The 24,533-nt window shown below is 63.1% G+C and carries 18 protein-coding genes and 1 pseudogene; 7 read left to right on the top strand and 12 right to left on the bottom strand.

The annotated features are described in order from the left end of the window. Positions 1 to 117: 117 nt before the first annotated feature. The 3 genes from ACZ6DT_RS17560 to ACZ6DT_RS17550 all read right to left on the bottom strand — a co-directional run bounded on the left by ACZ6DT_RS17560 (position 118) and on the right by ACZ6DT_RS17550 (position 2,508). Entirely contained in the window at positions 118 to 276 is a 159-nt protein-coding gene (locus tag ACZ6DT_RS17560; RefSeq protein WP_465595680.1) for a hypothetical protein, read from the bottom strand. A 1-nt stretch (position 277) separates the two neighbouring features. Beyond that, complete coding sequence (locus ACZ6DT_RS17555) at positions 278 to 1,807, bottom strand: ABC1 kinase family protein (protein WP_465595677.1); 1,530 nt, start codon at positions 1,805 to 1,807, stop codon at positions 278 to 280. Positions 1,808 to 2,064: 257 nt separating this feature from the next. After that, positions 2,065 to 2,508 carry a hypothetical protein gene (locus ACZ6DT_RS17550; RefSeq protein WP_465595674.1) on the bottom strand — a complete coding sequence of 148 codons (444 nt, stop codon included), beginning with the start codon at positions 2,506 to 2,508 and terminating at the stop codon, positions 2,065 to 2,067. 855 nt (positions 2,509 to 3,363) lie between these two features. On the opposite strand from ACZ6DT_RS17550, the gene ACZ6DT_RS17545 reads away from it, so the two are divergent. The 3 genes from ACZ6DT_RS17545 to ACZ6DT_RS17535 all read left to right on the top strand — a co-directional run bounded on the left by ACZ6DT_RS17545 (position 3,364) and on the right by ACZ6DT_RS17535 (position 7,459). After that, positions 3,364 to 4,425 carry a hypothetical protein gene (locus ACZ6DT_RS17545; protein WP_465595671.1) on the top strand — a complete coding sequence of 354 codons (1,062 nt, stop codon included), beginning with the start codon at positions 3,364 to 3,366 and terminating at the stop codon, positions 4,423 to 4,425. Positions 4,426 to 4,427: 2 nt separating this feature from the next. Beyond that, positions 4,428 to 5,603, top strand: coding sequence for a hydroxymethylglutaryl-CoA synthase (locus tag ACZ6DT_RS17540; protein WP_465595668.1), 1,176 nt, complete (start codon positions 4,428 to 4,430; stop codon positions 5,601 to 5,603). A gap of 524 nt (positions 5,604 to 6,127) precedes the next feature. Beyond that, entirely contained in the window at positions 6,128 to 7,459 is a 1,332-nt protein-coding gene (locus ACZ6DT_RS17535; RefSeq protein ID WP_465595665.1) for a tetratricopeptide repeat protein, read from the top strand. On the opposite strand, the gene ACZ6DT_RS17530 is transcribed toward ACZ6DT_RS17535, so the two are convergent. The 8 genes and pseudogenes from ACZ6DT_RS17530 to ACZ6DT_RS17495 form a co-directional block, all read right to left on the bottom strand. Further along, complete coding sequence (locus ACZ6DT_RS17530) at positions 7,443 to 8,543, bottom strand: hypothetical protein (RefSeq protein WP_465595662.1); 1,101 nt, start codon at positions 8,541 to 8,543, stop codon at positions 7,443 to 7,445. The genes ACZ6DT_RS17535 and ACZ6DT_RS17530 overlap by 17 nt on opposite strands. Before the next feature lie 722 nt (positions 8,544 to 9,265). Further along, positions 9,266 to 10,315 (bottom strand): polyprenyl synthetase family protein, encoded by a 1,050-nt coding sequence (locus ACZ6DT_RS17525; RefSeq protein WP_465595659.1) that lies wholly within the window; start codon positions 10,313 to 10,315, stop codon positions 9,266 to 9,268. A 45-nt stretch (positions 10,316 to 10,360) separates the two neighbouring features. Next, complete coding sequence (locus tag ACZ6DT_RS17520) at positions 10,361 to 10,642, bottom strand: hypothetical protein (protein WP_465595656.1); 282 nt, start codon at positions 10,640 to 10,642, stop codon at positions 10,361 to 10,363. A 785-nt stretch (positions 10,643 to 11,427) separates the two neighbouring features. Beyond that, positions 11,428 to 12,239, bottom strand: a pseudogene (locus ACZ6DT_RS17515) (IS5 family transposase); the annotation flags it as partial. 244 nt (positions 12,240 to 12,483) lie between these two features. Beyond that, the gene (locus ACZ6DT_RS17510) at positions 12,484 to 13,569 is read right to left on the bottom strand and encodes a polyprenyl synthetase family protein (RefSeq protein ID WP_465595653.1); all 1,086 of its coding nucleotides are present in this window, start codon (positions 13,567 to 13,569) and stop codon (positions 12,484 to 12,486) included. 1,005 nt (positions 13,570 to 14,574) lie between these two features. Continuing rightward, a complete protein-coding gene (locus ACZ6DT_RS17505; protein WP_465595650.1) occupies positions 14,575 to 15,228 on the bottom strand; it encodes a hypothetical protein in 654 nt (217 codons plus the stop codon). A 63-nt stretch (positions 15,229 to 15,291) separates the two neighbouring features. After that, a complete protein-coding gene (locus tag ACZ6DT_RS17500; RefSeq protein WP_465595647.1) occupies positions 15,292 to 16,296 on the bottom strand; it encodes a terpene synthase family protein in 1,005 nt (334 codons plus the stop codon). 122 nt (positions 16,297 to 16,418) lie between these two features. After that, positions 16,419 to 17,285: an SAM-dependent methyltransferase gene (locus ACZ6DT_RS17495; RefSeq protein WP_465595644.1), complete on the bottom strand. Its 867-nt coding sequence runs from the start codon at positions 17,283 to 17,285 to the stop codon at positions 16,419 to 16,421. A gap of 368 nt (positions 17,286 to 17,653) precedes the next feature. Here ACZ6DT_RS17495 and mvk point away from each other — a divergent pair, with 368 nt between their 5' ends. Genes mvk through ACZ6DT_RS17480 form a run of 3 tightly spaced genes read left to right on the top strand, consistent with a single transcriptional unit; the run spans position 17,654 to position 20,755 of the window. Further along, positions 17,654 to 18,658: a mevalonate kinase gene (gene mvk, locus ACZ6DT_RS17490; RefSeq protein ID WP_465595642.1), complete on the top strand. Its 1,005-nt coding sequence runs from the start codon at positions 17,654 to 17,656 to the stop codon at positions 18,656 to 18,658. After that, the gene (gene mvaD, locus ACZ6DT_RS17485; protein WP_465595640.1) at positions 18,648 to 19,637 is read left to right on the top strand and encodes a diphosphomevalonate decarboxylase; all 990 of its coding nucleotides are present in this window, start codon (positions 18,648 to 18,650) and stop codon (positions 19,635 to 19,637) included. Before mvk ends, mvaD begins: the two co-directional genes overlap by 11 nt. Beyond that, a complete protein-coding gene (locus tag ACZ6DT_RS17480) occupies positions 19,634 to 20,755 on the top strand; it encodes a phosphomevalonate kinase (RefSeq protein WP_465595637.1) in 1,122 nt (373 codons plus the stop codon). The genes mvaD and ACZ6DT_RS17480 overlap by 4 nt, the downstream gene beginning before the upstream one ends. 1,650 nt (positions 20,756 to 22,405) lie before the next feature. Here ACZ6DT_RS17480 and ACZ6DT_RS17475 read toward each other — a convergent pair. After that, positions 22,406 to 22,606, bottom strand: coding sequence for a hypothetical protein (locus tag ACZ6DT_RS17475; protein WP_465595634.1), 201 nt, complete (start codon positions 22,604 to 22,606; stop codon positions 22,406 to 22,408). Positions 22,607 to 22,846: 240 nt separating this feature from the next. Here ACZ6DT_RS17475 and ACZ6DT_RS17470 point away from each other — a divergent pair. Next, positions 22,847 to 24,533, top strand: a 1,687-nt coding sequence (locus ACZ6DT_RS17470; protein ID WP_465595631.1) for a hypothetical protein, incomplete at its 3' end; no start/stop codon positions are given.

Here is a 24,533-nt window from a genome sequence, read left to right as displayed (position 1 = left end):
CCCCCCCCCCCCCCCCCCCCCCCCCCCCCCCCCCCCCCCCCCCCCCCCCCCCCCCCCCCCCCCCCCCCCCCCCCCCCCCCCCCCCCCCCCCCACCACCGTTCGCGTTACAGTCCCTATCACTGCCGGTGGCCACGATCACGGCTATAGCGGTTCCAGACAGCGGTGACCACGAGGAGAGTAATTCCGCCGGCGATAGCCTGTTCGCGGGATTCGGTGATGAGGGTGACCAGCAGGAGTCCCAGGGCTGCCAACGCGAACACCGGATGCAGCGACATGTCAGGTCTTTCCTGTAGGCCCGAACTGGAGCCGCACAGGCTTGCGGCGCTTGAACCACAGATAGAGTGCCGCTGTGCTGATGATGAGCTTACGTATTGTGGATGCCGGGACGGCGCGGGGCGTCTGGGTAACCCGGAACTGCAACTGTCCGGTGCTGAGGTCGCGGAGAACATTTTGTATTTGCTGCGGTGCGGTGGTGGATCCGGAGATCAACTCCAAGATGGTGCGCGCGAACTGAGGTTCGGAAAGAGTGTCGTCGACCAAGTCGATCATGATGTCGAACAGTTCGTCATGGAGCGTATCGGTGATGGACAGTTCGGGAGCCAGGTAGCGAATCGAGCCTTCGAGGTTGGCGAAGGATTTCCCCAGGATCGCGATGGCCGGGTTAGTGTGGATGCCACGTTTCGTCGCGCTGGCCAGGATCGCGGTGAGGGTGACGCCGAAGTTCAGTTCATCCAGTGAGGCACTGGTCACGCGGGGTACGAGGGCTTCCATGTCGTTCTGGAACGCGGGAATGTCGGCGCGGGTGGTGGCGCGTCCGAGGTCGAGCCAGGCGCGGGCAAGTCCGCGTCCGTCGTTGAGCGCGACGTTGGTCAGGACTTGCAGGGTGCGGTGGCTGATGTTGCGATCGATACGGCCGACCATGCCCCAGTCCAGAAGGTGGGCTTTCTCGCCGGGATGCACGAAGATGTTACCGGGGTGCGGATCGGCGTGAAAGACCCTGGTGTTGAAGTAGCTGCGGTACATGAACGCCAGTAGGTCGCGACCAATGGCCAAACGTTCGTCGGCGGAGAAGTCGGCGGGGTCGGCATCTCGGATGGCACAGCCCGGCGCCCTGCTTTGGATCATGACCCGAGGGGTGGCGAGCAGAGCTTCCGGAATGTCGAGGTGTTTGAAGTCGGTGATCTCTTTGCGAGCGCGGTCCATCTGCTGGGCCTCAGCGGTGAAGTCCAGCTCCGAGCGCATGGCGTCAAACAGGATGTCCAGCATGGCATCCACGTCGATCACCTCGGCGAAATCCGGGTTGGCGCGGGCCCCTAATCGCGCAGCCCTGCGCAGCAACGCCATATCCTTCCTGATGAGTGACGCAATGCCGGGGCGTTGAATTTTCACCACTACCGGCCGCCCGTCAGGAAGGGTGCCGGCATGCACCTGCGCCAGCGAGGCGGCCGCCAGTGCCCGACCGGTGTCGAAATCACCGAATCGATCACGCCACCGATCGCCGAGCTCACCGCGCAAGACCGGCTCGAATACCGAGAACGGCTGAACGGAGACGTTGTCGTGCAGTTTCCGCAGTTCCGTGATCGTCGTTTCAGAGACCATGTCGGGACGGGTGGACAGCATCTGGCCGATCTTGATGTAGAACGGCCCGAGCCGTTCCAAGGCCAGGCGCACTTCACGGGCCCTGCGTTGGGCGGGAGAGAGTTGCTCGGGCCCGGAAGCCCGACCTCGCGTGCCGATGTGCCGGACCTCCGAGCCCAGCAGGGAACCCAGCGCCGCGACCACGGCGTGCAAACGATGTTCAGCCATAGCCCGTGTCTCCTCGCTGCTGGGGCTCCCGACGGGCGGCACCGCGCGATCTCGCGTCGAACGTGTGGTTGTTGCCCTGGCTTTGCGCGGTCCAGAATGCTGACATCTCTGAATGAGGCAAGCCGGACGCATTGGCGCCCGGCGGGTGGGCGGCCGCCGCTGGGGCTGCCGCCCACTTCCCCGAACTGTGTACCAGTGCGACTTCGATAATCATCCCCGGGTATCGCGATAGGGCCCGGTGTAAGTGACGGGTCCGGTCATGTCGAAGCGGATGCCGACGCTGGCTTCTTGCGTTCTGTTCGCTGTTCTTGACCTTGCTGTTGGACAGTGGCGAGCTCGTTGACCTTGTCAGTCAACTCCGCCAAGGCGGATTGCAGCGCTTCGATGTCCGAGACGGTGACCTGGTCATCATCCCGATAGCGGTCGCGGTCCCGATAGCGGTCCCGGTCCCGGTCGCGGTCCCGATAGCGGTCCCGGTCGCGGTCGCGGTCGCGGTCGCGGTCGCGGTCGCGGTCCCGGTCCCGGTCCCGGTCCCGGTCCCGGTCGTAGTAGTCGTCGAGGTTCCTCCGCGCGGTCCAGCGCAGGTCGTCATCCACGTCGCGGGCCCGGTCGAGGACTTCGTCGACAAGCTCCTTACTGTCGTCGACCATGTTGCCGAGATACTTGATCAGCCCACGGCGCCGCGTGCGGTCATATGCCATGTTCTTGGCTCCCTTACCTTGCACTGCTGGGGTCGTCGGACACTGTTCGCATGAGTGAAGTTGTCTAAGCGTGTCGCACCTGGGTCTCGGCGGCGATGGCACCAAACCGATCAACAGACACCGGTGCACGAGCTCTGACTTCGCCCGTCCAGGGAATGCGCGATGCGTGGCTGATCAAGCACCGGCGACGACCCGGACGGGCCGACTAGCTACTTCAGTGAAGCCGTTTTCGGCGTCGTTCGGCCAGCAGCAGGCGTCCAGCGGCCTGTTGAATGCCAGACTTTGTTGAATCCCTCGCCCTCGGAATCCGTGCCGGGGCACTGTCGTTCCCGAAGGTGATGACCGCAGGTAGCGGCGGTACCGCCGAGGTCGGCCTCGACGCGGTGAAGCTTGTTGTCCTCGGTCGTCCAGGAGGTCAACCGGGACCGGCCATCGGTGCCGGGAACCTGAGTACACTGAATGCCGTCGGTCGGGGTGACCTCTGTCGAATCGTGGCGCAGGTAGTGGAGTTGGGCGCGGGCGAGAAGTCTGGCGATCTCTGAACCGCTGGTGCTGACCCCGACAGGTCGCGAACCAGCCTGAGTCGACCATGATTTACTCGCCGCCGACGACTTCGATCTCTCACTCAGGATCCGACAGACCGACGCCGCTTGGGTTCTTCTTGCTTCTCTTTGAGCTTTCAACGTCGCGCTCTATTCAACGAAGTGGATCACCTATCGGCTGTTCCACGTCACCCGGTGGGGCGTCTACTGAGACCGGGCGACAAGCCGGACCGAGCCGACAGTGACCTAGGTCGCGGGCGTGACGGAGGTGCTGTCCCAGGATGGACTGCGGTAGAGACGAAGGGGGCACACGATGACCGAGGGGCCTGGTGTCGCTGGAATCCCGATGAAGTGGGTCGGTCCGATGAAGATTTCGGGAAACGTCGCGACCACGCAGACCGAAGTTCCGATCGCCACCTACGAGTCCCCGCTGTGGCCCTCCATTGGCCGCGGCGCGAAGATTTCGATGATGACCGAGCGAGGCGTCGTTGCCACACTCGTCGACGAGCGCATGACTCGATCCGTTCTCGTGGAAGCCATCGACGCGCAGGCCGCGTACGACGCGGTGTTGCAGCTCGAGGAGCGGAACGGTGAACTGGGAGAGGTGTCCCGGACCGTGAGCAGGTTCATCGACCTGGTCGGAGTTCGTCATGAGATCACCGCAAACCTGTTGTTCCTCCGGTTCGAGTTCACCACCGGTGACGCGGCCGGGCACAACATGGTGACGCTGGCCGCCGACGCGCTCCTGACCCATCTTCTGCGCACCGTACCCGGGATATCCTATGGATCGATATCGGGTAACTACTGCACCGACAAAAAGGCGACCGCAATCAATGGAATACTCGGTCGTGGCAAGAATGTCGTCACCGAGCTACTCGTTCCGGGACAGCTCCTCGCCGACCAGCTCCGCACCTCAGCGGCCAAGATCGCGCAGTTGAACGTGCGTAAGAACTTGCTCGGTACCTTACTCGCCGGGGGAATTCGGTCCGCGAACGCGCATTACGCGAACATGCTGCTTGGCTTCTACCTCGCGACAGGACAGGACGCGGCGAACATCGTCGAGGGATCGCAAGGCGTCACGGTCGCAGAAGACCGCGACGGCGACCTCTACTTTTCCTGCACCGTGCCCAATCTGATCGTGGGCACAGTGGGAAACGGGAAAAGTCTCGGTTTCGTCGAAACTAACCTGACCCGCCTCGGGTGCCGTGACCAGCGTCCCGCTGGTGACAACGGACGGCGGCTCGCCGTCATCGCGGCGGCGACCGTGCTCTGCGGGGAGCTTTCCTTGCTCGCGGCCCAGACCAATCCCGGCGAACTCATGCACGCGCACGTCAAGTTGGAACGCGGTGACCGACCGACGAAAGCCGAGGCCTGAAGATGCTGTCAGAAGACACTGTCGGGATACACGACCTTTCCTTCGCGACTACCCAGTTCGTTCTGCCTCACGCCGAGCTGGCCAGGCACACCGGCATTGACGTCGGTAAGTACCACGTGGGACTTGGCCAGCGGGCGATGAGTGTGCCCGCGGCCGACGAAGACGTTGTCACGATGGGCGCGGCCGCAGCCGCGCCCATCATCGAGCGGCACGGGCACAGCCGGATCCGCACCGTCCTGTTCGCGACCGAGTCCTCGATCGACCAGTCGAAGGCCGCAGGTATCTACGTCCACCACCTGCTGGGGTTGCCCGAGTCCACGCGGGTCGTTGAGCTGAAGCAGGCTTGCTACAGCGGGGCGGCCGCCCTGCAGTTCGCGATCGCGCTGGTGCGCTGCGACCGGCGCCAGCACGTCCTTGTCATCGCCGGCGACATCTCGAAGTACCCGCTGGACAGCCCTGGCGAGCCGACCCAGGGTGCGGCCGCTGTAGCACTGCTGGTCGCCCCCGACCCCGCCCTGCTCCGGATCGACGATCCGTCCGGCTTGTTCACCGACGACGTCATGGACTTCTGGAGACCGAACTACCGCACCACCGCCATCGTCGACGGACAGTTGTCTATCGGCGCCTATCTGCGCGCGGTGGAAAGTACGTGGAAGGACTACAGCGAGCAAGGCGGCCTGACGCTGAGCGAGATCGCCGCGTTCTGCTATCACCAGCCGTTCACGAAGATGGCCTACAAAGCACACCGCCACCTCCTCGGCCATTGCGGGCAGGCGGCTGATCAGCGCAGTGTCACCGAGGCAGTCGGGAACACCACGGCCTACAACGCCGAGATCGGTAACAGCTACACCGCGTCGATGTACCTCGGGCTCGCCGCATTGCTTGACAGCGCCGAAGATCTCGCCGGCCACCCCATCGGCTTTCTGAGTTACGGATCTGGCAGCGTCGCCGAATTTTTTACCGGTACGGGTGCGCGAGGCTATCGGGCGCACCTTCGATCCGCCGAACATCGTCACGCGATCATCCGGCGCACCGCTATCGACTACGCCACTTACCGTGCATTGCATGAATACGAATTACCTACCGGGGGCGAGAGCCACACTCTGACGAGGCAGACTACCGGCCCCTACCGGCTTGAGGCGCTGGTCGGACACAAACGCATATATCAACCCTGCTGAGCGGTGTGTCCCAAGGCTCACTGGGTCTCGGACGGCATGCGGCGATCGCTGTATCCGTGCTGCGGCCCTCAGCGCTGTGCCCGTAGCGCAGAGCTGCGATGATGGTGTGATCCCGATATCGGTGATTCGATCTGGGCATCGGCGCGTTTTCTGTAGCCGAAGAGGCGTGCGATCGCGATCTGCGTTCGCGACGCTGCCTTCCCTGGCGGCATGCTTGGTGAAAGCGAAGCGTCCGAATCGGCTGTCTGTGACGAATCGCACCTGACACGCCAGGTTGCAGCAAAGACGCTGCGTGATTTTCACCCAAAGTGACGGATAGGGCTTCAATTTTTACCTGTTTGGCGTCAGCTGAGCGCAACGCCGATGGGGTAGACATAAGACAAGCGAGAGGCCGCCGGAATACCGGGATGGCAGTCGATGGATCCGCCGAACTGAGGGCTCGATCGACGCCGTCCTGACGCGTCCAGGCGGTCTTCAGGCAACTGACCTCGACAAGGGGTGTACGAGTGGTGTCCAATCACTTGTTGCGGAACCTGCTCACCGAAGCCGGATGGACCGGCCAGAAGCTGGCGGACCGTACCAACGAACTGGGTGCGGAGATAGGGCTGCGACTGCATTATGACCGCACCGCGGTGGCGCATTGGCTGTCTGGCACACGGCCCCGCCCGCCCGTGACCGAGCTGGTCGCCGAAGCGTTCACCCGCCAGCTGCGCCGGCGAATAACGGCTGCCGAAACAGGCTTCGCGGCTGCCGGAACCGTGACCCCCTCGCCCTGGTGGGGGGCCAGCATCGTCGCGGAGTTGACGAAGCTGTGCGAGGACGGCGCGGCGAGTCGTCGTACGATCTCTGACTGCGTCTACAGTCTCGCGGCCCTGTCCATCCCGGCTTGGGCCGACTTGGCCGCCGTCGCGGCCGTGATACGCGTGACCGACCGGGAGAACAAGATCGGACGTGCCGAAATCGAGGCGGCACGTTCGATGCTGGGCTTGTTCTCTGCCGCCGACCTGACGTTTGGCGGCGGTCACGCGCGCCCCGCCCTGGCACGCTACCTCCACACCACTATCGCACCGTGGCTGCGCTCGGACGCGACAGCAGCAATACGCACCGACTTGCTCACCGCTGCGGCACAACTGTGTTACCTGTGCGGATTCCTGTGTTTCGACGATGAGTTACACGGTGCCGCCCAACGGTATTACCTCGCAGCCCTCCGTCTGGCCCATGATGCCGGCGACGCCACGCAGTACGCCATCTCACTGCGTGCCTTGAGTGTCCAAGCACGGATGCTCGGACACCGAAGGTATGCCGTGAACCTGGCCACCGCCGCACTCGGCACGCTCCCCAAGTATGCCCCGGCACGTACCCGCGCCTTCTTGACCGGGCAAATCGCCGTAGCCGAAGCGGCCGCCGATGACCAACGTCAAGCGGTGTCACATCTGCTGGCCGCGGAGAGCTATCTCTGCGACGCCAGCACCGGTGCGGACCACGTGGGCACTTACCACTGCGCAGCCCTGTCTCACCACCACGCCGCAGTACGGGCCTGCTTGGGAGAACGGCATGCCGCGATCAGCGCCTTAGACCGCTCTTTGCGCTTTCGTCCCAGCACAGAGCGACGCGCACGCGCGATCACCTCGGCCAGGCTCGCCGAACTGCACTTCGCCGCCGGAGAACTGGACCGCGCCTGCCACACCTGGGATCAATTTCTCGACGACTATCCCCACTTGTCCTCCGCACGCGCGGACGCCGCGCTGGCCAGCCTGCGGGCCCGGTTGCGTCCGCACGCCAGGAACCACCCGGCGCTCGCCGTGGTCCGCAAGGCCAGCCAGCTGCGCCTTGCCCGCTCTACCCGACGTCCGTGATGGCCAAGTCCCAGCTCGAGCCCGTCACGTCGAAGTGTGGCACCGATCGGACTCGCCGATACGGTTCGGTGATCACCCGGCGGTGCGAGACCGCCAACGGACCGAGGCCGGACAGCGCGGTCACCGTCTCATCGGCAAGCGCGATCCCCGCCGGGCCGACCGCGGCGATACTCACTGTGGCCGCATCAGACAGCCACCGGGGCTCCAGGTCCTCGAGACCGCTGACCCGATGGACGGGGCAGCTTCCTATCGACGCCGCCCACCTGATCACCTCCGCTCCGGCAAGTTCATCGCGTGGACCGCACACCAGGAGTACGTCGCCGGCAGTAGTCACCGACCGCACCGCCTCGCGGCGGTCCGACGCCATGTATGCGAATTCGCGTGGGTGTGGCCCTCGTAACCGGGGAAATCGCCGGCGCGCGGCTCTCACGATGTCGGCTGTCTCCTCCATCGGAGTCCCCGGTGCTACCACGTAGGAGACCTGGTCGGGATCGAGCCCTTCGATCGCTTCGAGATCCCGGATCGCGATGATCGGCATCGAGGCGCCCGGCGCGAACGCCGTCACCGTCGCAGCCGCGGATTCGGACACTCCTATCACCAGGACGGTGTCTCCACGCTCGGCGAACTGGCGCGCCCGGACTCCCGCCGAGGTCACCACCTCCGGAACGGTTCCGGAGAGCGTGAGCAGAGCGCGCCTGGTGCACACCACCGACGACCACTGTTCGACGATGCTGCGGGCCATTTCCGAACCGAGTCCCGCCACGCGGGATGCCACGCCCATTCCGATGGCCTGCCCGTCATGGTCGACGTAGGAGAAGACATGAAGCTCCACAGCAGGATCCGCGACAACCCCTGTCGAGCCCCGCGCGAGGTCGGTGACCTTCACCTGAAATCCGGCCTTCCGGACATTCTCGGCGACGAGAACCGCAGCAGGGCAAGGCACCACGCCCCGAGTGGGATGATCGAACCGGCTGGTCACGACGACTTCACCCGCCGCGATACCTCCGATGAGGAAGGATCGGTGCTCCAGGGATCTGCCAACCATAGTCAACTCCAGACATCCGAAAACAGGACAGGTCGCCACGTGTGGCTAATGATCGTCTGGAAGGAGAGGTTCCACATCCCGGTACCGTACGAAGCGCGTAGCCGACTCGGATCTCGCGCCGGCGAGAGGGTGGCGGTGGAGAAGTGACCGAACTACCAAGAAGCGTGGCCGCGCTGAAGCCGGCAACTAGTTGCACATGAATTTGGCATGAGTTATTGTCCCCGCTTCGGGATTCCCTGGAGGGGGACGCAAGTTGCTTCCAAGTAGCGACACCGGTGCCCACAACGTTGAATCACTGCAGAACTGCCTGGCCCGGCTGCGGTAGTCCACGATGGGACCTTCGCCTTTGACGAGCCTGGGTCAATCGAGGCAGGGTTTGTCAATTCAGATCCAAGGGTCTTGTTTAACATTATATAAGAAAGGCGAAAGAAATATCGTGCTGAGAAGCATGGCGCCCGCTGACGAAAATCACCGCTCGAAAACTTCCGACCTGCCAACCAGATTGTGGTTCGATGTGAGCATGATTCACAGGTGAGGGAAGTAGTCAGAACTGAGTCCGCATTCCCAGCTTCCGCAAGTGGAGATGAATACCTTCGAGAACCTTGGTCCTTGGCACCGGGGCATCCATCGCAGCGGTACGGACGCAGCCGGGACAGGGACAACAATCGCGAAGTTCGCTGTCGTCGGCACCCTGGAAGCCTGTACGGCAGCCAGGAGCCGAGCTTGCCACTGGCAGGAAGGGAGAGTCTATCGGGTGCCGACTAGTCACGCGAGCTAGGGGCCGGGCGCTTCCTGTTTCCCATGGCAGTGGCAGGGGGGTGTGACAGCCATAAATCCGCGTCACGGGTGACCGCGTAGAGGAAGATGCCGGTGAGGTCGTTCCGTAACCGGGCAGGGATGATGAGGTCGCCCAATGCCTGCAGTGCTAGGCAAAGTTGCTGGTGCGCGATCCGCTCGGTTTGCTCTCTGCCGCCGATGACCTGGATCAGGTCCGCGGCTGTCGTGAGGTCGGCGGGGGAGAGGTGAGGTTCTTTCAGAAGCTGGGCGAGCTTGCCGACAAGCGAGTGATCGCTCTGTAATGCCGCGATGACGGGAAGTGTCTGTTTATGCTCCCTGATGTCCTGTAAACCAGGTTTGCCTATTCTGGCGGGATCCCCCCAGATGTCTTCAAGGTCGTTGGCTATCTGCCAAGCCGCGCTGACGTGGCCAGCCGCCTTGGCCAGGCAGCGCGCGATCTGCGGATCACCGTCTAGCAGTACGACGGCTGTGACTGCGGCAGCGGGGAAGAATTCCAGTTTCGCGGCGCAGTTGGCGACATAGTCACTGGGGACGATTTCTTTCGCCGGACTACGATCGAATACTGCTTCGTGTGCCCATGCATAGGTCACTCGCTCCACGACTGATGCAAGCTCCGCGGCAGCGGCCAGGGCTTTGGGGGCGTTGGACTGTGCCAGAACGTTGAGCGCGCTGGCGAAGAGAGCGTCGCCGGCCAATACGGCGAGACCGGGACTGAATACTTTCCACGAACTGGGTCGGCCGCGTCGGAGCTCATCGCCGTCGATGATGTCGTCGTGCAAGAGCGTGAAGTTGTGGACCAGCTCGATGGCGACTGCCGCGGGGACGGCGTCGTCCGGGGATGCGCCGATCACCTCGGCGGCGAGGACCGCCATGCTGGCGCGGATCATCTGACCGCCGCGACTCGGGACAGGTTGTCCCTGCACGTCGGCCATGCCGAGATGGTAGCGGCAGACCTTCTGGAGGTCGGGATGAAGCTTGTCGATTGCCCGCATCATGCCCTGCTGAACGGGCATCGACATCCGCTGTAGGCATGGTGGGGCCGGAGTTTTCGCCATAGGTCAGACGCTCCTGCGCGAAGCGATCCGAATGTGGCTGAGCCGGCCGCTCCGACAACCGTCGAGAAAGGCGATTCCGACGCGAGTGGCTAGCTCGGACTCAGCACGAACTTTCCAGTGGTCACAGTCACTTGTGGAGAAATGGCGGCGAAAGAACCCGTCGACGTAGTCGAGATCGAGATCGAAGGTGCCGTCGCGGTTGGTCCCATAGGGGAGATTGGCGTGAGGTTCGAACCCGTTGCGCGCGGGCGTGAGAGTATCTGTCGAAGTGGCAGAAGTGCTCATGGGCACATCCTCTACTGTGGAGGTGGTACATCGTTAGGAACAAGAAGAGCACGTTGCGGTCGTCCGGGACTTGCCGCCGCTACCGGGTTACCGGCGTGAAGAATACGTGTTCACCATATTCGTTGACTATGTCTCCGATGCTCAGACGTAAGCTGTTCGAACACGATCGCACAGGATATCGAGTTGCCAGACGATCTCCCTCGGACATCCTGAAAGACAACATCGAAGAACTTTAAACATATTCAAGCATGCTCGGATAGCTCGCCATAAGATCCAAGGTGATCACGCTTGTTGAAAGCGCCGCGATGTTGAAAAACGGGACTGTCCCAACGCTGTTTCCGGCCCGACACGCCGGGCGTGCGCTCGGCGGGGGAGAAGTCCTCGGGGACAGCGTCCTTGATGGAGCAGCCTGGCGCCTTGCTCTGGATCATCCCCTGCTGCGCGGCAAGAAGTAACTCCGACACGTCGAGGTGCTTGAAAACGACGATCCGCGTCCTGGTCTCGCGCATTCGGTGGGCTTCTGAGGCGAAGTCCAGGTCCGGTCGTATCGCGTCGAACAGGACGCCGGGTATCGCGCTGAGATCCACGACCTCGGTGAAGCCGGGGCCGCTCTGCTCACCAGTTTGGCGGCCCGGCTCAAGACGACCATGTCCTCGAGTATGACAGGCGCGACACCCGGACGCTGGATCTTGATCACGACAGGTCTGCCGTCGTGCCTTGTAACACCATGAACCTGACCAATGAGGCCGGCCCGAGTGGTCTAAGAGGTCCTGACAGATTGAGTGTTTCTTGATGTCGCGCCAGCAGATGATGCTACAGGCGATGCTGAGGAAGGCTTCATGGATGTCGTCGCGGATTTCCCCGCGAATGCGCAGGCGGCGTAACCAGTGCAGCAGTGTGATGGCGATGGTCTGTTCGACAACCCAGCGGTAGACGCCGAGGCCCGATCTGTGCTCGGTGCCGCGGTGGATGGACCTCGGTTCGATGCCCTTAACGCGGGACAGATCCCGGTACTTGTCGAAGTCGTAGGCGCGGTAGGCGTACAGGGTGCGGGGGCGGCGGCGTGGACGCCCGTGTCGGCCGCCCACCGGTGGGATCGTCTCGATCAAGGGCTCAAGCTGAGTGACGTCGTGCCGGTTACCGCCGGTCTGCGTTACAGCCAATGGGATGCCGCTGCCCTCGGTGATCACATGGTGTTTGGTACCGATGCGGGCTCGGTTGCCCGGGCTCGGCCCGGCTTTCGGCCCCCCTTCAGCGCCCGAACATGCGATCGATCGATCGCCGCGCGGGAGAAATCGATCAGCCCGGCCGCGTTCAGTTCGGCCAGCAGCACCTCGTGCAAACGCTGCCACACGCCGGCCTCGGTCCAGTTCCGAAGCCGCCGCCAGCACGTCATCCCGGAGCCATACCCCAGCTCTTGGGGCAGGAACTCCCACGGGATACCCGTGTACAGGACGAACAAGATGCCACACAACGCCTTGCGATCGTCCAACCGCTTGCGTCCAGGGTTGCGGAAGCGATGCTCGACCTCGGGCAGCAAAGGCTCGACCCGCTCCCACAGCTCGTCCTCAACATCCCACGGCCTGCGCTGAGCCACACCAACCTCCCACCAGACGACACCAGACCAACAAGATCAAACCACACCCTAAGTCAATCTGTTCGGACCTCTAATTGGATCGACATCACGAAAGCGGCGAGACCGCTCGACCTTAGTTCTTCACGTGGCACCGGTTCGAAAACCGAGAGCGGCTGAACGGACACGCTTGTCATGCAGTGCCTGGAGCCCCCGGAGCATCGTCCTTGGCTATCTTATGTAGACATTGTTTAATATTCCGAGCGCCTTATGAGGTTCTCGAACTTAAGGTCGGGCCCGGACGCGGGCTGCGGGTAACTGCATAGTGCAGGAGCGACGACAGGCTTTCATGCGTGGAAGTGGGAAGCTTCGCGCTTTCGAGCGTAGACTGCGCCCGGTCGAGGTAGTCGCGAGCAATGTTCTCGGTGGCCGACTTTCCGCCGCATATGTCGAGGAGATCGGCGATCTGCGCCAGATCCGCTTCGCTGCGTGAGGGGCGCTTCAGAAGTTCGACGAGGCGGCGAGCTTCCGGATGACCGGATTGTACCGCCGTGATGACCGGCAAGGTGTTCTTGTGCGTCCGGAGATCTTGGAATCCGGGCTTACCGACCAAGACCGCGTCCCCCCAGATGTTCTCCAAGTCGTTGACAGCTTGCCAGGCAGTGCCGGTGTAGCGGGCGGCTTGACGCAGCGGAAGAGCGTCTTCCAACGGCTTGCCCGACAGCACTGTCCCCACCACCGCCGCGGTTCCGAGTAAAGCTCCTCCTTTACCTTCACAAATCTTTAGGTAGCTGGGGAGGTGAACGTCTTGCGGGCGGGCGCGGTCGGTCTCTGGTTCTCCAAACCACGCGCGAATCACCTGTGCGATGCCCTCGGTGAAAGCGTTGATCGTAACGGCGGGGTTCGAGCTGGCAGCCAAAACACGGATCGCCTCGTTGAGCAAGGCATCACCCGCGACGAGGGCAGGCCCGGTACCGAATGCTTTCCAGGCTGTCGGCCGCCCGCGTCGTATGTCGTCACCGTCGGCGATATCGTCGTGCAGCAAGGTGAAGTTATGTGCAAGTTCCATGGCCACCGCGCCAGGAATCGCCAAGGTAGGATCCTCTCCAGTGGCCTCGGCGGCAAGGATGACCATAGTTGCCTGGAGAGCCCTGCTGCCCCGCCGTTGCGCGGGAGCGCCATCCGCCTCGCGCCAGCCGAAGTAGTACCCGCAGATGAGCGCTGCTTCGGAGGGGAGGCGGTCGAGAACCCTCTCCAGACCTGCTCTGGTGAGGTGGCGGGCCCGCAGGTTGGCGTCGGGCAGTGGTGGTGTTTCGCTCACACTGGGCGTGTTAAACACTTGCTCAGCTTTCATGGCGTCTCCTGCCTGCGTATACGTCGCGTTGCACATCGGGGATGACGGGACGTCAAGCGCCCGAATCAGATGAGGCGAACGGAGAAAGTCGATCCCCGCAGGGCCGAGGGAGTCACGGCATTGGTTACTTTTGCGCCGTCGTACGTCTCTCGAGAATCTTGGAGTGGCGGTCGACGTCACCGCCGGCGACCGTGATCTGCATGTAGGCTGGGATCGAGGCGCTCATAAATCTCCTTCGTTTGGTATACGTCGAATGCACAGGTTGCGAGCAGGTGGCGATGGATCGGTTGCCAGCGTCCGGCCCGTCAGGCCGTGTGATCGTTCTGCGGCTAGATGTGGTGCTCAGCGCCGACCGAGCGCCGACGCCGACGGCGGTCTTCCGTCGGCTGTATCCAGTGAAACCGCCGGAGGCGTCATCTTGCTAGGAGCGCGTGTTCTGAGTTCTGTTGAATGCCGGACGTTGTTGAAATTTTGCCTCGCCGCGCGCTGGCGGTGTTTCAGGTTCTGAGAAGGTCGTGATCGTAGTGGTGCCGCCGTGGCCTGGTCGTAGCGCAGCTCGCAGGGTCGAGCATGAGCGAGCAGCTGGGGTTGTCGGGACGGGCGGTGGTCAGTCCGACGAACGGGTGCCCCCACCGCCGCCGCGGTTCCCAGCAATGCCCTGCGGTCGCTGATCGCCCGGATCAGCGTCTAACGGTGCCTGTATCAAACAGGAAATGATCGACGTGGGAGAAGCATGAAGCGCGACAGACGACGGTGACGGGCCCTATTCAACTGCTGAGGTAACTGGCGGTTCGAATCGTGCTCGAACGTCACGAAATCCATTCGGGCGGCGTAAATAACCCGGAGTTCACATCGGATTTCCAGTCTCAGGGATTTGGGTGACGAGTTCCGGATGTCGAGCAAGAAGTCGGGTCTGCTATGCAGCAGGCGAGCAGGCCTAGGCGAGTATTGGCCTTAGCCTGACGCTATATCGTGGAGGTGAACTCGACGCGGCTACTGGGAAGCTCAAGTTTGAGCCGTTTGAGTGTGCGCAGCGAGAGCGTGCATGCGCAGCACGACAGCCAGGTATACAGAGGATGTGAAAACGGAAACGAAGCACATGTAGGCAAGCAGCGTGTGATCGGTCACGTGGAGGCTGGGAGGTGCGAAGAAGAACGCGGCAGTTCCGGTGATGGACAGAAGAAGCCAGATGGTCGCCATCGTCGGCGTTTGGCCGGCTCGGTTGCCGCGATGGTAGAGCATCATCGGCAAAAGCGCGGATTGGATGCATATTGCCCCGACTGCCGCATAGGCGCCGTGAGTGTCGTCTAAACTCCTGCTCAAGATCGGCGCGACTCCTGACCCGATGATCGCAGCCGTGATAAAAGCAATTCGGAAAGTTCTTCCGGAAACCTTGGGATAGTCTCGGGGACCGTATGCGAGAATCTGATAGACAATGAAGATTTCTGGTATCACAAATAGGATTCCAATAGACCACATCGGTACGTCAGAAAACCACCTTTCGTAGCGTTCCGTCGTGATGGATAAGTCTAACGAAGGGAAGTAGCACGCTGATCCGATGGGAATGCAGTATGTGCGCTTTTGAAATCCGGCTCTCACGGTCAATATAAACCACAAGACAGTAAGTGCAATAGCTGTTGATAGCAATGCCGTGAACACGCGTTCTCCTGGTTTCTTGTCCAAAGAGAAAGGCTTTGTGTCATTTTTTAAGGTTCCAGTGGGTCAAGTGCTCTCGCGGCCACCGAGGGTGGGTGTTGTGTGTTCGCACTCTTCCTTGTCAGGAAGATATCGACAAGTAGTGGGATACCATTCATGGGGGCCACGTATCCAGCGGTGCAAAGATTCGATATGTTTTGCTATTTCATGTCGAGCCGCTGGTGGCAGTCGCAAATGTTCACAGAAGTCACCGACCTGAGCGCTTTGTCGATGAGCCTCTAGAATATGTTGGTCGGCTTTTTTGGTTAGACTTTCTACGGCTTGCTGGGTTGTTTTTCCGGTTTCTTTCACTGTGAGTGCGACAAGATTTGCGCGACCGGCGGCCATGTCTATGGCAAAGGACTCAATGTCGTTTCTTAGAATGATGTTCCGCGTGACGTGGTGGCGCATCGTGCTCAGGAAGGTCGCGTGCCAAGCATCGGAGGGTACCTCGAATCCGCCGGTGCGCTCGGCGACCGCGTACATCGGGGCCGCGCCTACGGATGCTTCCTTGACGTGCATGTGCTCGCGGCTTGTCAGTTCGCGTCGCTCGCGACGATCGGCGGCCTCCGCGAGATTGCCGTAGAGGTATTGCTGCCACAACCATGCCATCCGTTGGCACCATGCTTCGGACATGCCGATCCGTAGCTCGTCCCAGAGACTCGAGAAGGCCGCTGTAAGCGGGTAGTTCGGCGTCAGGGAGCGTTTCAGGATTGTGATCAGTTCAGCGGTTATCGCATGGTTGGCCATGCTGTCAGCTGAGTTGTCCATCCAGTCGTCATGAAGGAAGAGCCAACCGATAATATTGTAGGACAGGAGAAGATTTTTACTGTCAGGATCGCAGTAAGCGGCAAGGTCGGCCACGCTTGAACGGAGGTAGTGCTCGGTGGCCTGATCTGTTGCCAGGAGGCCGTGATGGTGCAGCCAAGCCAGATGCCCGTTCCTGACCTCGGTCAAGCCCGCCGGGAGCGGTCGCGCCTCGAAGAGTAAAACTGGTGTCACGTAGTCCTTGTCGATGTCGGTCTTCGCCATGATCGCCTCCGAAGGAATGTCGCGCGGACCGTTGCGGTCTTGGTTAGCGACCGCGTACGGGAGCGGGGCGCGAATGAGGCCGGGTGGGCACCGGCTGATGGTCTGCGACCTGACGCGGTCATTCACTCCTCGCTGGGTGCGCGGCGGGACGCGATGCGGATGTAGTTGACGCGATCGCTGCGGTAGCCGTCGATATAGGGCTTTTCGATTCCGGTGGCGAGGTCTGAGTGCGAGCGTAGTTCCCAATAGGGGATAGCGGGCTGTGTGAGGTCGTCCACTTGGTAGGGAATCAGGCCGGCGTGGAGAAGGGCTCGCAGGTAGGTGGTGCGGCGATGGGTGTGGCAGTGATAGTGTTCGTCGATCGCAGCAGCCTCCGGAGGGTGCGGATCGACGACGTCGTTGTTGCACCAAGTGACCAGCACATATCGTCCACCTGGCTTGAGGATACGGGCGAACTCTGCGAACGTCTCGTACGCGTCGATGTACATGGTGGTCTCGTTGGTGACCACGTAGTCGAAGGACGCCTCCGGGAAGCCTGTCGACGCCATGTTGCATTCGTGGAACTGAACGCTGTCGGCACAGTCATGCTCTTGGGCCTGTTTGCGCGCGAAGGAGTTCTGATAGGTGGAGATGTTGACTCCGTCCACCCGGCATCCGAAGGCCTGGTGGAGCAGGAGAGCGGTACCGCCGCGACCGGAGCCTCCGTCGAGGATCCGAGCGGTTGCCGGCACGGGGCCCAGCGCCTCGGTGAGGACGTTGACTTGCTGGGTCTCCATGCGATGCAGTTCGATGTTGACGGCCTGCCGACGGGCGTCGCCGTCCAGGGTAAGAACCTCACGATCGAAATCGCCCACAGCGAAATGGTTATGGTAGTAGCCGTCGGTGCTGCCAAGATCGAGGTTGATGGGATCGTCGCGTTTGTTGTCGTAATAGTCGAAGGCGGCCTTCTCGAGGTCATTCCGGACGGTGGGGCCGTGGTCGATTGTCATCGTCCTGCCTTTGCGTTGGTCTTCGATTAGGGACGAAAACTGCGAATGCTCGACAACGAGGTACCGGTCATGCTGGTCATGCTTAGTAGCACGGTGGTAGAGGACCGATGTCATCGAGCGGGGACTCAGATCACTGATTGACCTCCTGATCCATTTAAACCATATGATTTTTTTCCTGGAAACAGCTATCAATTATTTTCCTGTTGAAAGGATTGCCGTGTTGAATCGACGTGACGACCCGTGGTGTCCTTTCAACACGGCTTTTGATTCAACGGAGATGCTAGCCATCGGAACTGGCGCGTCAGGCAGACGGCAGTGTCTACTGGGCCGCGATAGCCGACCGGAAAGTCTGTCTTGAGGTGAGTTGATTGCCCGTACCCGTACCGGCGTCCCCGGAGGCGCGCTCCGACAGCGGCACTGTTGGGAGGGGGCGCGCTTGCGGAAAGATCATTTTGCTGGGAGAGCACGCGGTCGTCTACGGCGCGCCCGCGCTGGCGATTCCCGTTCCGGAACTTCCGGTCTCTGCGAGTGCGGTCCGACTGGGTCGGTCTGCTCGGGTGGACGAAATTTCTCTTGTATCGACCGCTTCCGTGGACATATCAGCACTGACGTTGGGGACTGCCGGCCTCCACTGTATGATCGATCGATTTCGCGAAGTATTCGGTGTTCCGAACGCAACGCGGGTGAACGTCCGCGTCGACTGCGCGATCCCAGTCGGTCGTGGCCTCGGCTCGAGTGCAGCCTACGCGAGGGCGGTTGTTCTCGCGTTGACTGATCTCTTCGATCGTCCAGTAGACGCCGCAACGGTATTCGATCTCGTGCAAATAGCAGAGATCGCAGCGCACGGGAACCCGAGCGGGGTCGACGCCGCCGCGGTGGACTCTCCTGTGCCGATCCGTTTCTCCGGCGGCGTCGCCGAACAAGTCCGCGTCGGGTTCGACGCCGAGGTGGTCATAGCCGACAGCGGTGTCGCGGGAAAGACCAAGGACGCCGTGGAATTGGTGCGCCGCGGGTTCGCCGCTGATCCGGAGACGGGTGCCGACTTCGTGCGCCGTTCCGCGGGCTTGACTGACGCCGCTGTCGAGGATCTGGCTGCGGGCAGATCCCGGGAGCTCGGCGCGAAGTTGACGGCTGGTCACGAACTGCTGTGTGACGTCGGCCTGAGTACCAGCTTGATCGACAGGCTGGTGGGTGTCGCGCTCGATGCTGGAAGTGTCGGCGCCAAGATCACCGGTGGCGGTCTGGGAGGTTGCTTGATCGCGTTGAGCCGAGACTCGGAAGCGGGGCAGGACGTCGCGAGGCGTTTGGAGGAGGCGGGTGCCGTACAAACCTGGCGTGCGCCGCTGAGGAGGTACGTCGATCATGGCGGCTGATCCTGGCGAGACCGCGGTGGCGTATCCGAACATCGCGCTGATCAAATACTGGGGCAAGCGCGACGAACATCAAGTCATCCCCTGGGCAGACAGTCTTTCGATCACCCTCGACGTCTTTCCGACAATCACGACTGTCTACCTGGGACCGGCCGGCGAGCCTGACAGGGTGACCTTCGACGGAGCTGCCGCCGACGACGAAACTTCCCGGCGTGTGGCTGGCTTTCTGAATTTGGTACGGAAGCGGGCAGGGCGTTCCGAATCGGCGATGGTGAGCACGCGCAACACGGGACCTACCGGAGCCGGCCTGGCGTCCTCTGCGAGCGGCTTCGCCGCCTTGGCGCACGCCGCGGCGAATGCCTATGGCTTGGAGCTCGACGCCACCGAGTTGTCGCGGCTGGCCCGGCGCGGGTCGGGGTCGGCGGCAAGATCGATCTTCGGTGGCTTCGCGCTCTGGCATGCCGGCGAGGACGATCACAGCTCCTACGCCGAGCAAGTCCGCGTCGAGTTCGACCCCGCGGTAGTGATCACGCTGGTCGACCGAGCACCGAAGACACTCTCCAGCCGGACCGCCATGCGGCGCACCGTCGAAACCTCACCGCTGTACCGGTCATGGATCGAGTCCAGCCGTATCGATCTGACCGCCATCAGGGACGCGTTGCAGCGTGGCGACCTCGTCATGGTCGGCGAAATCGCCGAGGGCAACGCGCTGGGCATGCACGCCGCCATGCTGGCTGCCCGCCCGGCGGTACGCTACTTGGCAGCATCGACTCTCGGCGTGCTTGACAGCGTGGCCGCGTTGCGAGGTGAAGGCGTACCCGCTTACGCGACGATGGACGCGGGACCGAACGTCAAGGTGCTGTGCCGTCTCAGCGACGCAGACCGGGTGGCATCGAGAATGCGGCAAACGGTACCCGGCTGCTCGACGATCATCGCGCGGCGCGGCCCCGGCGTCGCCCGTCGACAAGAAGAGGCGCGATGACTTTTACGCGGACGATCGTCCGGAAGGCACCCGGTAAGCTGTTCATCGCCGGTGAATACGCGGTGGTGGAGCCGGGCCACCCGGCGATCCTGGTCGGCGTCGACCGGCAGGTAAGCGTCACCGTCACTGAACCTGCTTCCAGTGACGTCGTCCTCATTTCGGATCTGTGCCCGAAAGGTGCTCGGTTACGGCGGCACACCACCGGACTCACCGGGTGCACCCCGGACGACGAGCGACGCACCCGCAAGGACATGGCGCACGTGGTATCCGCGATCGACGTGCTGGACGAACTTCTGGCCGAGCGCGGTCTTCCTGCCCTCCCGCTCCAGGTTTCGATCCGCAGCGACCTGCACGAGGCGGGCACGAAACTCGGCCTCGGTTCCAGCGGCGCGGTGACCGTGGCGACCATCGCGGCCGTGGCCGACTACTACGGCCTGCCCCTCTCCGACAACAACCGGTTCCGGCTGGCCCTGCTCGCCACGGCAAGAATCGACCCCGGCCCTTCCGGCGCGGACCTCGCGGCCGGCATCTGGGGTGGCTGGCTGGCCTACTACGCACCCGACCGGGTCTCAGTACTCGCCATAGCACGACGACGGGGGATCGAAGAAACGCTGCGCATGGCGTGGCCAGGATTCGGACTGCGGCGTCTGCCTCCGCCGGCGAGGCTCGCGTTGGAAGTGGGCTGGACAGGGGAGCCGGCCAGTACTACCTCGCTGCTGACCGCGCTCAAAGCGAACACGAGTTGTTCGGGCCATCAGACCTACCCGGACTTCCTGACAGACACCACCACGTGCGTCCGTGCGTCGATGCGCGCACTCGTCCTGGGAGATGATCGTGAACTCCTGCAACAGATCCGCTATGCCCGAAACCTGCTCAACAAGCTGGACGACAGACTCGGGCTGGGCATTTTCACCCCCCGGTTGACTGCACTGTGCGACGCCGCGGAATCGGTCGGCGGCGCAGGCAAGCCGTCGGGCGCGGGAGGCGGAGACTGCGGCATTGCGTTCCTGAACGCCGACGCTGTTTCGGACATCATGCGACTACACGAGCAATGGGCTTCGGCGAAGGTACTGCCCGTCCCGATGCGTGTACCGCCGGTGCCGCAGGAGGCGCGATGACCGGCAACGGCAGGTTCGATTTCCCCGGTGTGTTGCGACCGACTCGTACGCCAGGCATCGGTGGGCGTGGGCGAAGCAGCAGCAGCATACGACAGCCGGCCGCCAACGCTGCGGCGGAGCTGCTGCCGCAACACCGGGCTGTGCTACGGCGTAGTCCGCCGGCGCGGATGTCCTTCGTGGTCAGCGAAGGCGCGATCATATTAGGCACCCTCTCGAGGTCGTGAGAGCGGCCCCACTGGCTTGCCCACGAGCCGTGAAGCGCCGGTTCCGGCAAAGTCCCCGAGCAGCGCCCGCCCGCCACGGACGCACCGAATCTGACCGACTCCGACCCGCTGAGCTGAGTGCCAGGTCGCACCTCACCGCGCGACGTAGGTTTACTCGCGGTACGGGGTGGTGTAGCTGCCGCCAGCACCGAAGGTCACCGAGCCCCGACGGCCTGACGATCGGAAACGTGGCCGCTCAAGGAGCTGGTTGTGCTGGCCATCGAGCGCCGGAAGGGCCAAGGCCCAACCCCAGCGGGCGCTCTAGCGAAGGCGCCAGATTCGTTGCCGCGAGCTAGTGGGATCGTCCGTGCAGGTGCTCCGCAGCGATCGCGGCGCGTCGGACGAACGTTGGGGTTCAGCGGGCAACCGAGCCTTGCCGAATGCTCAGTTGGCGGGTGAGCTTTAGACGTCGCCGCTCTCGGTTGCCCAGGTGGCGGTGGTCGGAAGTTGCTGGTGCGTCAGGAAATAGTGTGCTGCGGCGCGGACTTGCCACCGATCGCAAGGAGCTAGGACCGAAGGAGCGTGAGGTAGGGCAAATGTCCCCGCTGGTTCAGGGTGACAGCAGTTCCTTCATCTCCTGAAGCTCGATCGCCTGAGCAACCGTGGCAAGGACACCTGCTGCGCGATTGGTTGCCTTCTTCGCGCTTCCCTTGTTCTTGGCCATCAGCGACCACCTCCTTCGTTGCGTTGATCGTCTTCTCGTTGACCAGCGGTGATTCTTTGTCGTGCAACTTTGCTGATAAGTCGAAAAGCGGCCCACAGTGCGAAGGCGATGACGAGTTTCAGCAAGATCATCGGATCTGCTGTTCCCGAGACAAGCTCTGCTGTCTCCCTCAACCAGCGAGGGAGACAGCACTATAGCAGCTGACATGGAAACTTCGCCCACCTTCTTTTGGACGGCAAAAGTTCATCGTCATGCTGCTGCTGTGTGCGCCCAAACAACAGGTCTCGGTGCATCGGCTTGACGTGGCGCAGCGGCGCTAGGCCTAGTTTGCCACTTCAATCCAGGTGGGCATGTCGCGCAACGTCGAGGCTGCGACGAGGGCTGGGCGGGGCGTGCCCTCGAAGGGTTGGTAGTAGGTGGTGTCGTCGGGCAGGACGTATCAGCGGCCGCTGCCCAGTCCGGGTTTGTCGGCGGCTTCGTACACGGTCGCGCCGGTCAGGTCGGGTTCGTCCACTGCGCCTCCCAGGTCACACGTACGGCTAGCCTGTTACCAGGCTGAGTCAACCCGGCCAGGACCTGCAGGAGGGTCACCGGTCGGGTGTACCGGCTTCACTACCTGGTGTTATGTCAGCCACTACTGGTGCAGTGCACATATTCGTATGTGCGGTATTCGACTTCGCCCCGCCAGGGCCGATGTTGGCGCGAGGTTGTTCAGTCGTGGCGTCACAACAGTCCGGCCTGGTGCAGGCTGATTGCGGCGGCAATCAGGCCACTGCTGCCTAGGATGGCTCCGAGCAGGATCTTGAGCAGGGTCAGCGCACGGTGGCCCCGCCCGGCGTCGTTGGTCGTGAGGGTTACGGTCGCGGCGGCGCCAACGGTGGTGAGCAGCACCAGCGCGATGAGGGTGATCAACGGCGTCCACATGATCGTGTCCTGTTCTCGGGGTTCGCGAGCCCGGCCTGTCCGTGCTCGATGAACAGCGGATCAGCCGGGGACGGGGTCCGGCATGGGCTCCGTGCCAACCCGGACGACGGGGTCGGCTAGCTGGCACGCTGGGGCGGGCTGAGCAAGAACAATGTAGGGGCGCCGCTGGCCGGAGTACGGTGTCCGGCACTGTTCGGTGACCTTCGCCGGACTGCTGCAAACGCACGGGGAATGGTGAGCATGGATCCGGCGGAGATCAGCACGCTGTCACAGCTGGCTGATGCCCTCGATCAACTGCGTCGTGAGCGGTCACTGTCGCTGCAGGGGCTGGCCGATGCCGCCAAGAGGCTGCCGGCGCGAGGCGGGCGGTGCCCGGCTCTTCCGCGGTCGACCGCCAGTGACCTGCTCAACGCCAAGTCCGTGCCGGAGGCCGAGACGGTGGTGACGTTCCTTGCCGCTTGTGGCTTCCACGACGAGCACGCGCAACGGCAGTGGCTGCAGGCGCTTGAGCGGGTGGTAAACCAGCACCAACGACGCGCGCCGGGAGCGGTGCGGGTCCGCGACACGCGGCCACGCGTGCTAGGGGTGCACGCCGCCGTCCAGACCGCCCAGCCGCCCGAGCATGCGCAATCCGGACCAAGTCAGGATGAGCTGCCGCTATATGTGCCCCGGGACTTCGACGCAGACCTGCGCACAAAGCTCACTCTCGCCAGGCAACAAGGCGGGTTCGTGCTCCTGTCCGGGGACTCCTCGGTCGGAAAGACCCGCGCCCTGTTCGAGGCTGTGCAGGCGGTGATACCGGACTGGTGGCTACTCCACCCCCGCGATGCCGAGGCGCTGCGAGAGTTCGCCGCACATCCGACCGCGCGGACGGTGGTGTGGCTGGACGAACTTCAGGACTACCTCGACTTCGCCGGAGGCGTGAAGCCGGGACGGGTCCGCGAGTTGATCGCGGCCGGGGTAGTGCTGGTCGCTACGTGCTGGCCCACCGAGTACAGCAAGCGCGTGGCTTTGCCCGAGGAGGGTTGGACGGACCGATATGTCGACGACCGGCGGCTGCTCGGCCTGGCCGACGTGCTGCACGTGCCTGCCGCGTTCAGCACCCACGAGCGGCGCCGCGCCGAGGACCTCGCCGCCACCGATCACCGGATCCGGGTCGCCCTCGACACCCCCGACGCCGGCTTCACCCAGGTAATGGCCGCCGGTCCGGAACTGATCCGCCACTGGAACCAGGCACCCGCCTACGCCAAAGCGGTCATCACCGCCGCACTCGATGCCCGCCGCGTCGGCGCCCACGCACCCCTCACCCGCGACTACCTCGCCGACGCCGCGCCTGGCTACCTGACCGAGCGGGATGTGGCCACCGCACCCCCGGACTGGCTCGAGAATGCCCTGAACTACGCCACCAGGCTGCTGCACGGCGCCACCGCTGCCCTAACCCCCGTTCCTGCCGGTATGGGGAACATCGCCGGCTACCGGGTCGCTGACTACCTGCACCAGCACGCCCTACGAGTTCGCCGTCGCGAGCATCTTCCCGACACCGCCTGGCACGCCTTGATCCGCCATCACCAGCGCGATGACGCCTACCGCCTCGCCGACAACGCCGATCGCCGCGGCCGCGACAACGAAGCCCTCACCCTGTACCACCAGCTCGCCGACCGCGGCTACGCTGTCGCAGCCGGCCGCTTGGCTGAGCTGCTGGCCGAGCAGGGGCGGGTGGAGCAGTTGCGCGAACGCGCCAACCCCGGCAACCCCGGCAACGGTTACGCCGCCGACTGGTTGGCGGTGCTGCTGGCCGAGCAGGGGCGGGTGGAGCAGTTGCGGGGGGGGGGGGAAAAAAAAGAAAAGAAAAAAAAAACCACAGCGTGGGGGGCGTCGACCACAAAAAAGAAAAAACAAGAAAAAAACCACAGACACCCGCCCCCAA

This window comes from Amycolatopsis sp. NPDC041971 (assembly GCF_055588925.1).
The sequence above is the reverse complement of the archived record's forward strand: the minus strand, read 5'-3'. Positions and strand labels throughout refer to the sequence as shown.

What these genes read in the sequence shown, in the direction of transcription:
- ACZ6DT_RS17560 (WP_465595680.1), bottom strand. Translation starts at nt 276, where the DNA reads ATGTCGCTGCATCCGGTGTTCGCGTTGGCAGCCCTGGGACTCCTGCTG.
- ACZ6DT_RS17555 (WP_465595677.1), bottom strand. Translation starts at nt 1,807, where the DNA reads ATGGCTGAACATCGTTTGCACGCCGTGGTCGCGGCGCTGGGTTCCCTG.
- ACZ6DT_RS17550 (WP_465595674.1), bottom strand. Translation starts at nt 2,508, where the DNA reads ATGGCATATGACCGCACGCGGCGCCGTGGGCTGATCAAGTATCTCGGC.
- ACZ6DT_RS17545 (WP_465595671.1), top strand. Translation starts at nt 3,364, where the DNA reads ATGACCGAGGGGCCTGGTGTCGCTGGAATCCCGATGAAGTGGGTCGGT.
- ACZ6DT_RS17540 (WP_465595668.1), top strand. Translation starts at nt 4,428, where the DNA reads ATGCTGTCAGAAGACACTGTCGGGATACACGACCTTTCCTTCGCGACT.
- ACZ6DT_RS17525 (WP_465595659.1), bottom strand. Translation starts at nt 10,315, where the DNA reads ATGCCCGTTCAGCAGGGCATGATGCGGGCAATCGACAAGCTTCATCCC.
- ACZ6DT_RS17520 (WP_465595656.1), bottom strand. Translation starts at nt 10,642, where the DNA reads ATGAGCACTTCTGCCACTTCGACAGATACTCTCACGCCCGCGCGCAAC.
- ACZ6DT_RS17510 (WP_465595653.1), bottom strand. Translation starts at nt 13,569, where the DNA reads ATGAAAGCTGAGCAAGTGTTTAACACGCCCAGTGTGAGCGAAACACCA.
- ACZ6DT_RS17500 (WP_465595647.1), bottom strand. Translation starts at nt 16,296, where the DNA reads ATGGCGAAGACCGACATCGACAAGGACTACGTGACACCAGTTTTACTC.
- ACZ6DT_RS17495 (WP_465595644.1), bottom strand. Translation starts at nt 17,285, where the DNA reads ATGACAATCGACCACGGCCCCACCGTCCGGAATGACCTCGAGAAGGCC.
- mvaD (WP_465595640.1), top strand. Translation starts at nt 18,648, where the DNA reads ATGGCGGCTGATCCTGGCGAGACCGCGGTGGCGTATCCGAACATCGCG.
- ACZ6DT_RS17480 (WP_465595637.1), top strand. Translation starts at nt 19,634, where the DNA reads ATGACTTTTACGCGGACGATCGTCCGGAAGGCACCCGGTAAGCTGTTC.
- ACZ6DT_RS17475 (WP_465595634.1), bottom strand. Translation starts at nt 22,606, where the DNA reads ATGTGGACGCCGTTGATCACCCTCATCGCGCTGGTGCTGCTCACCACC.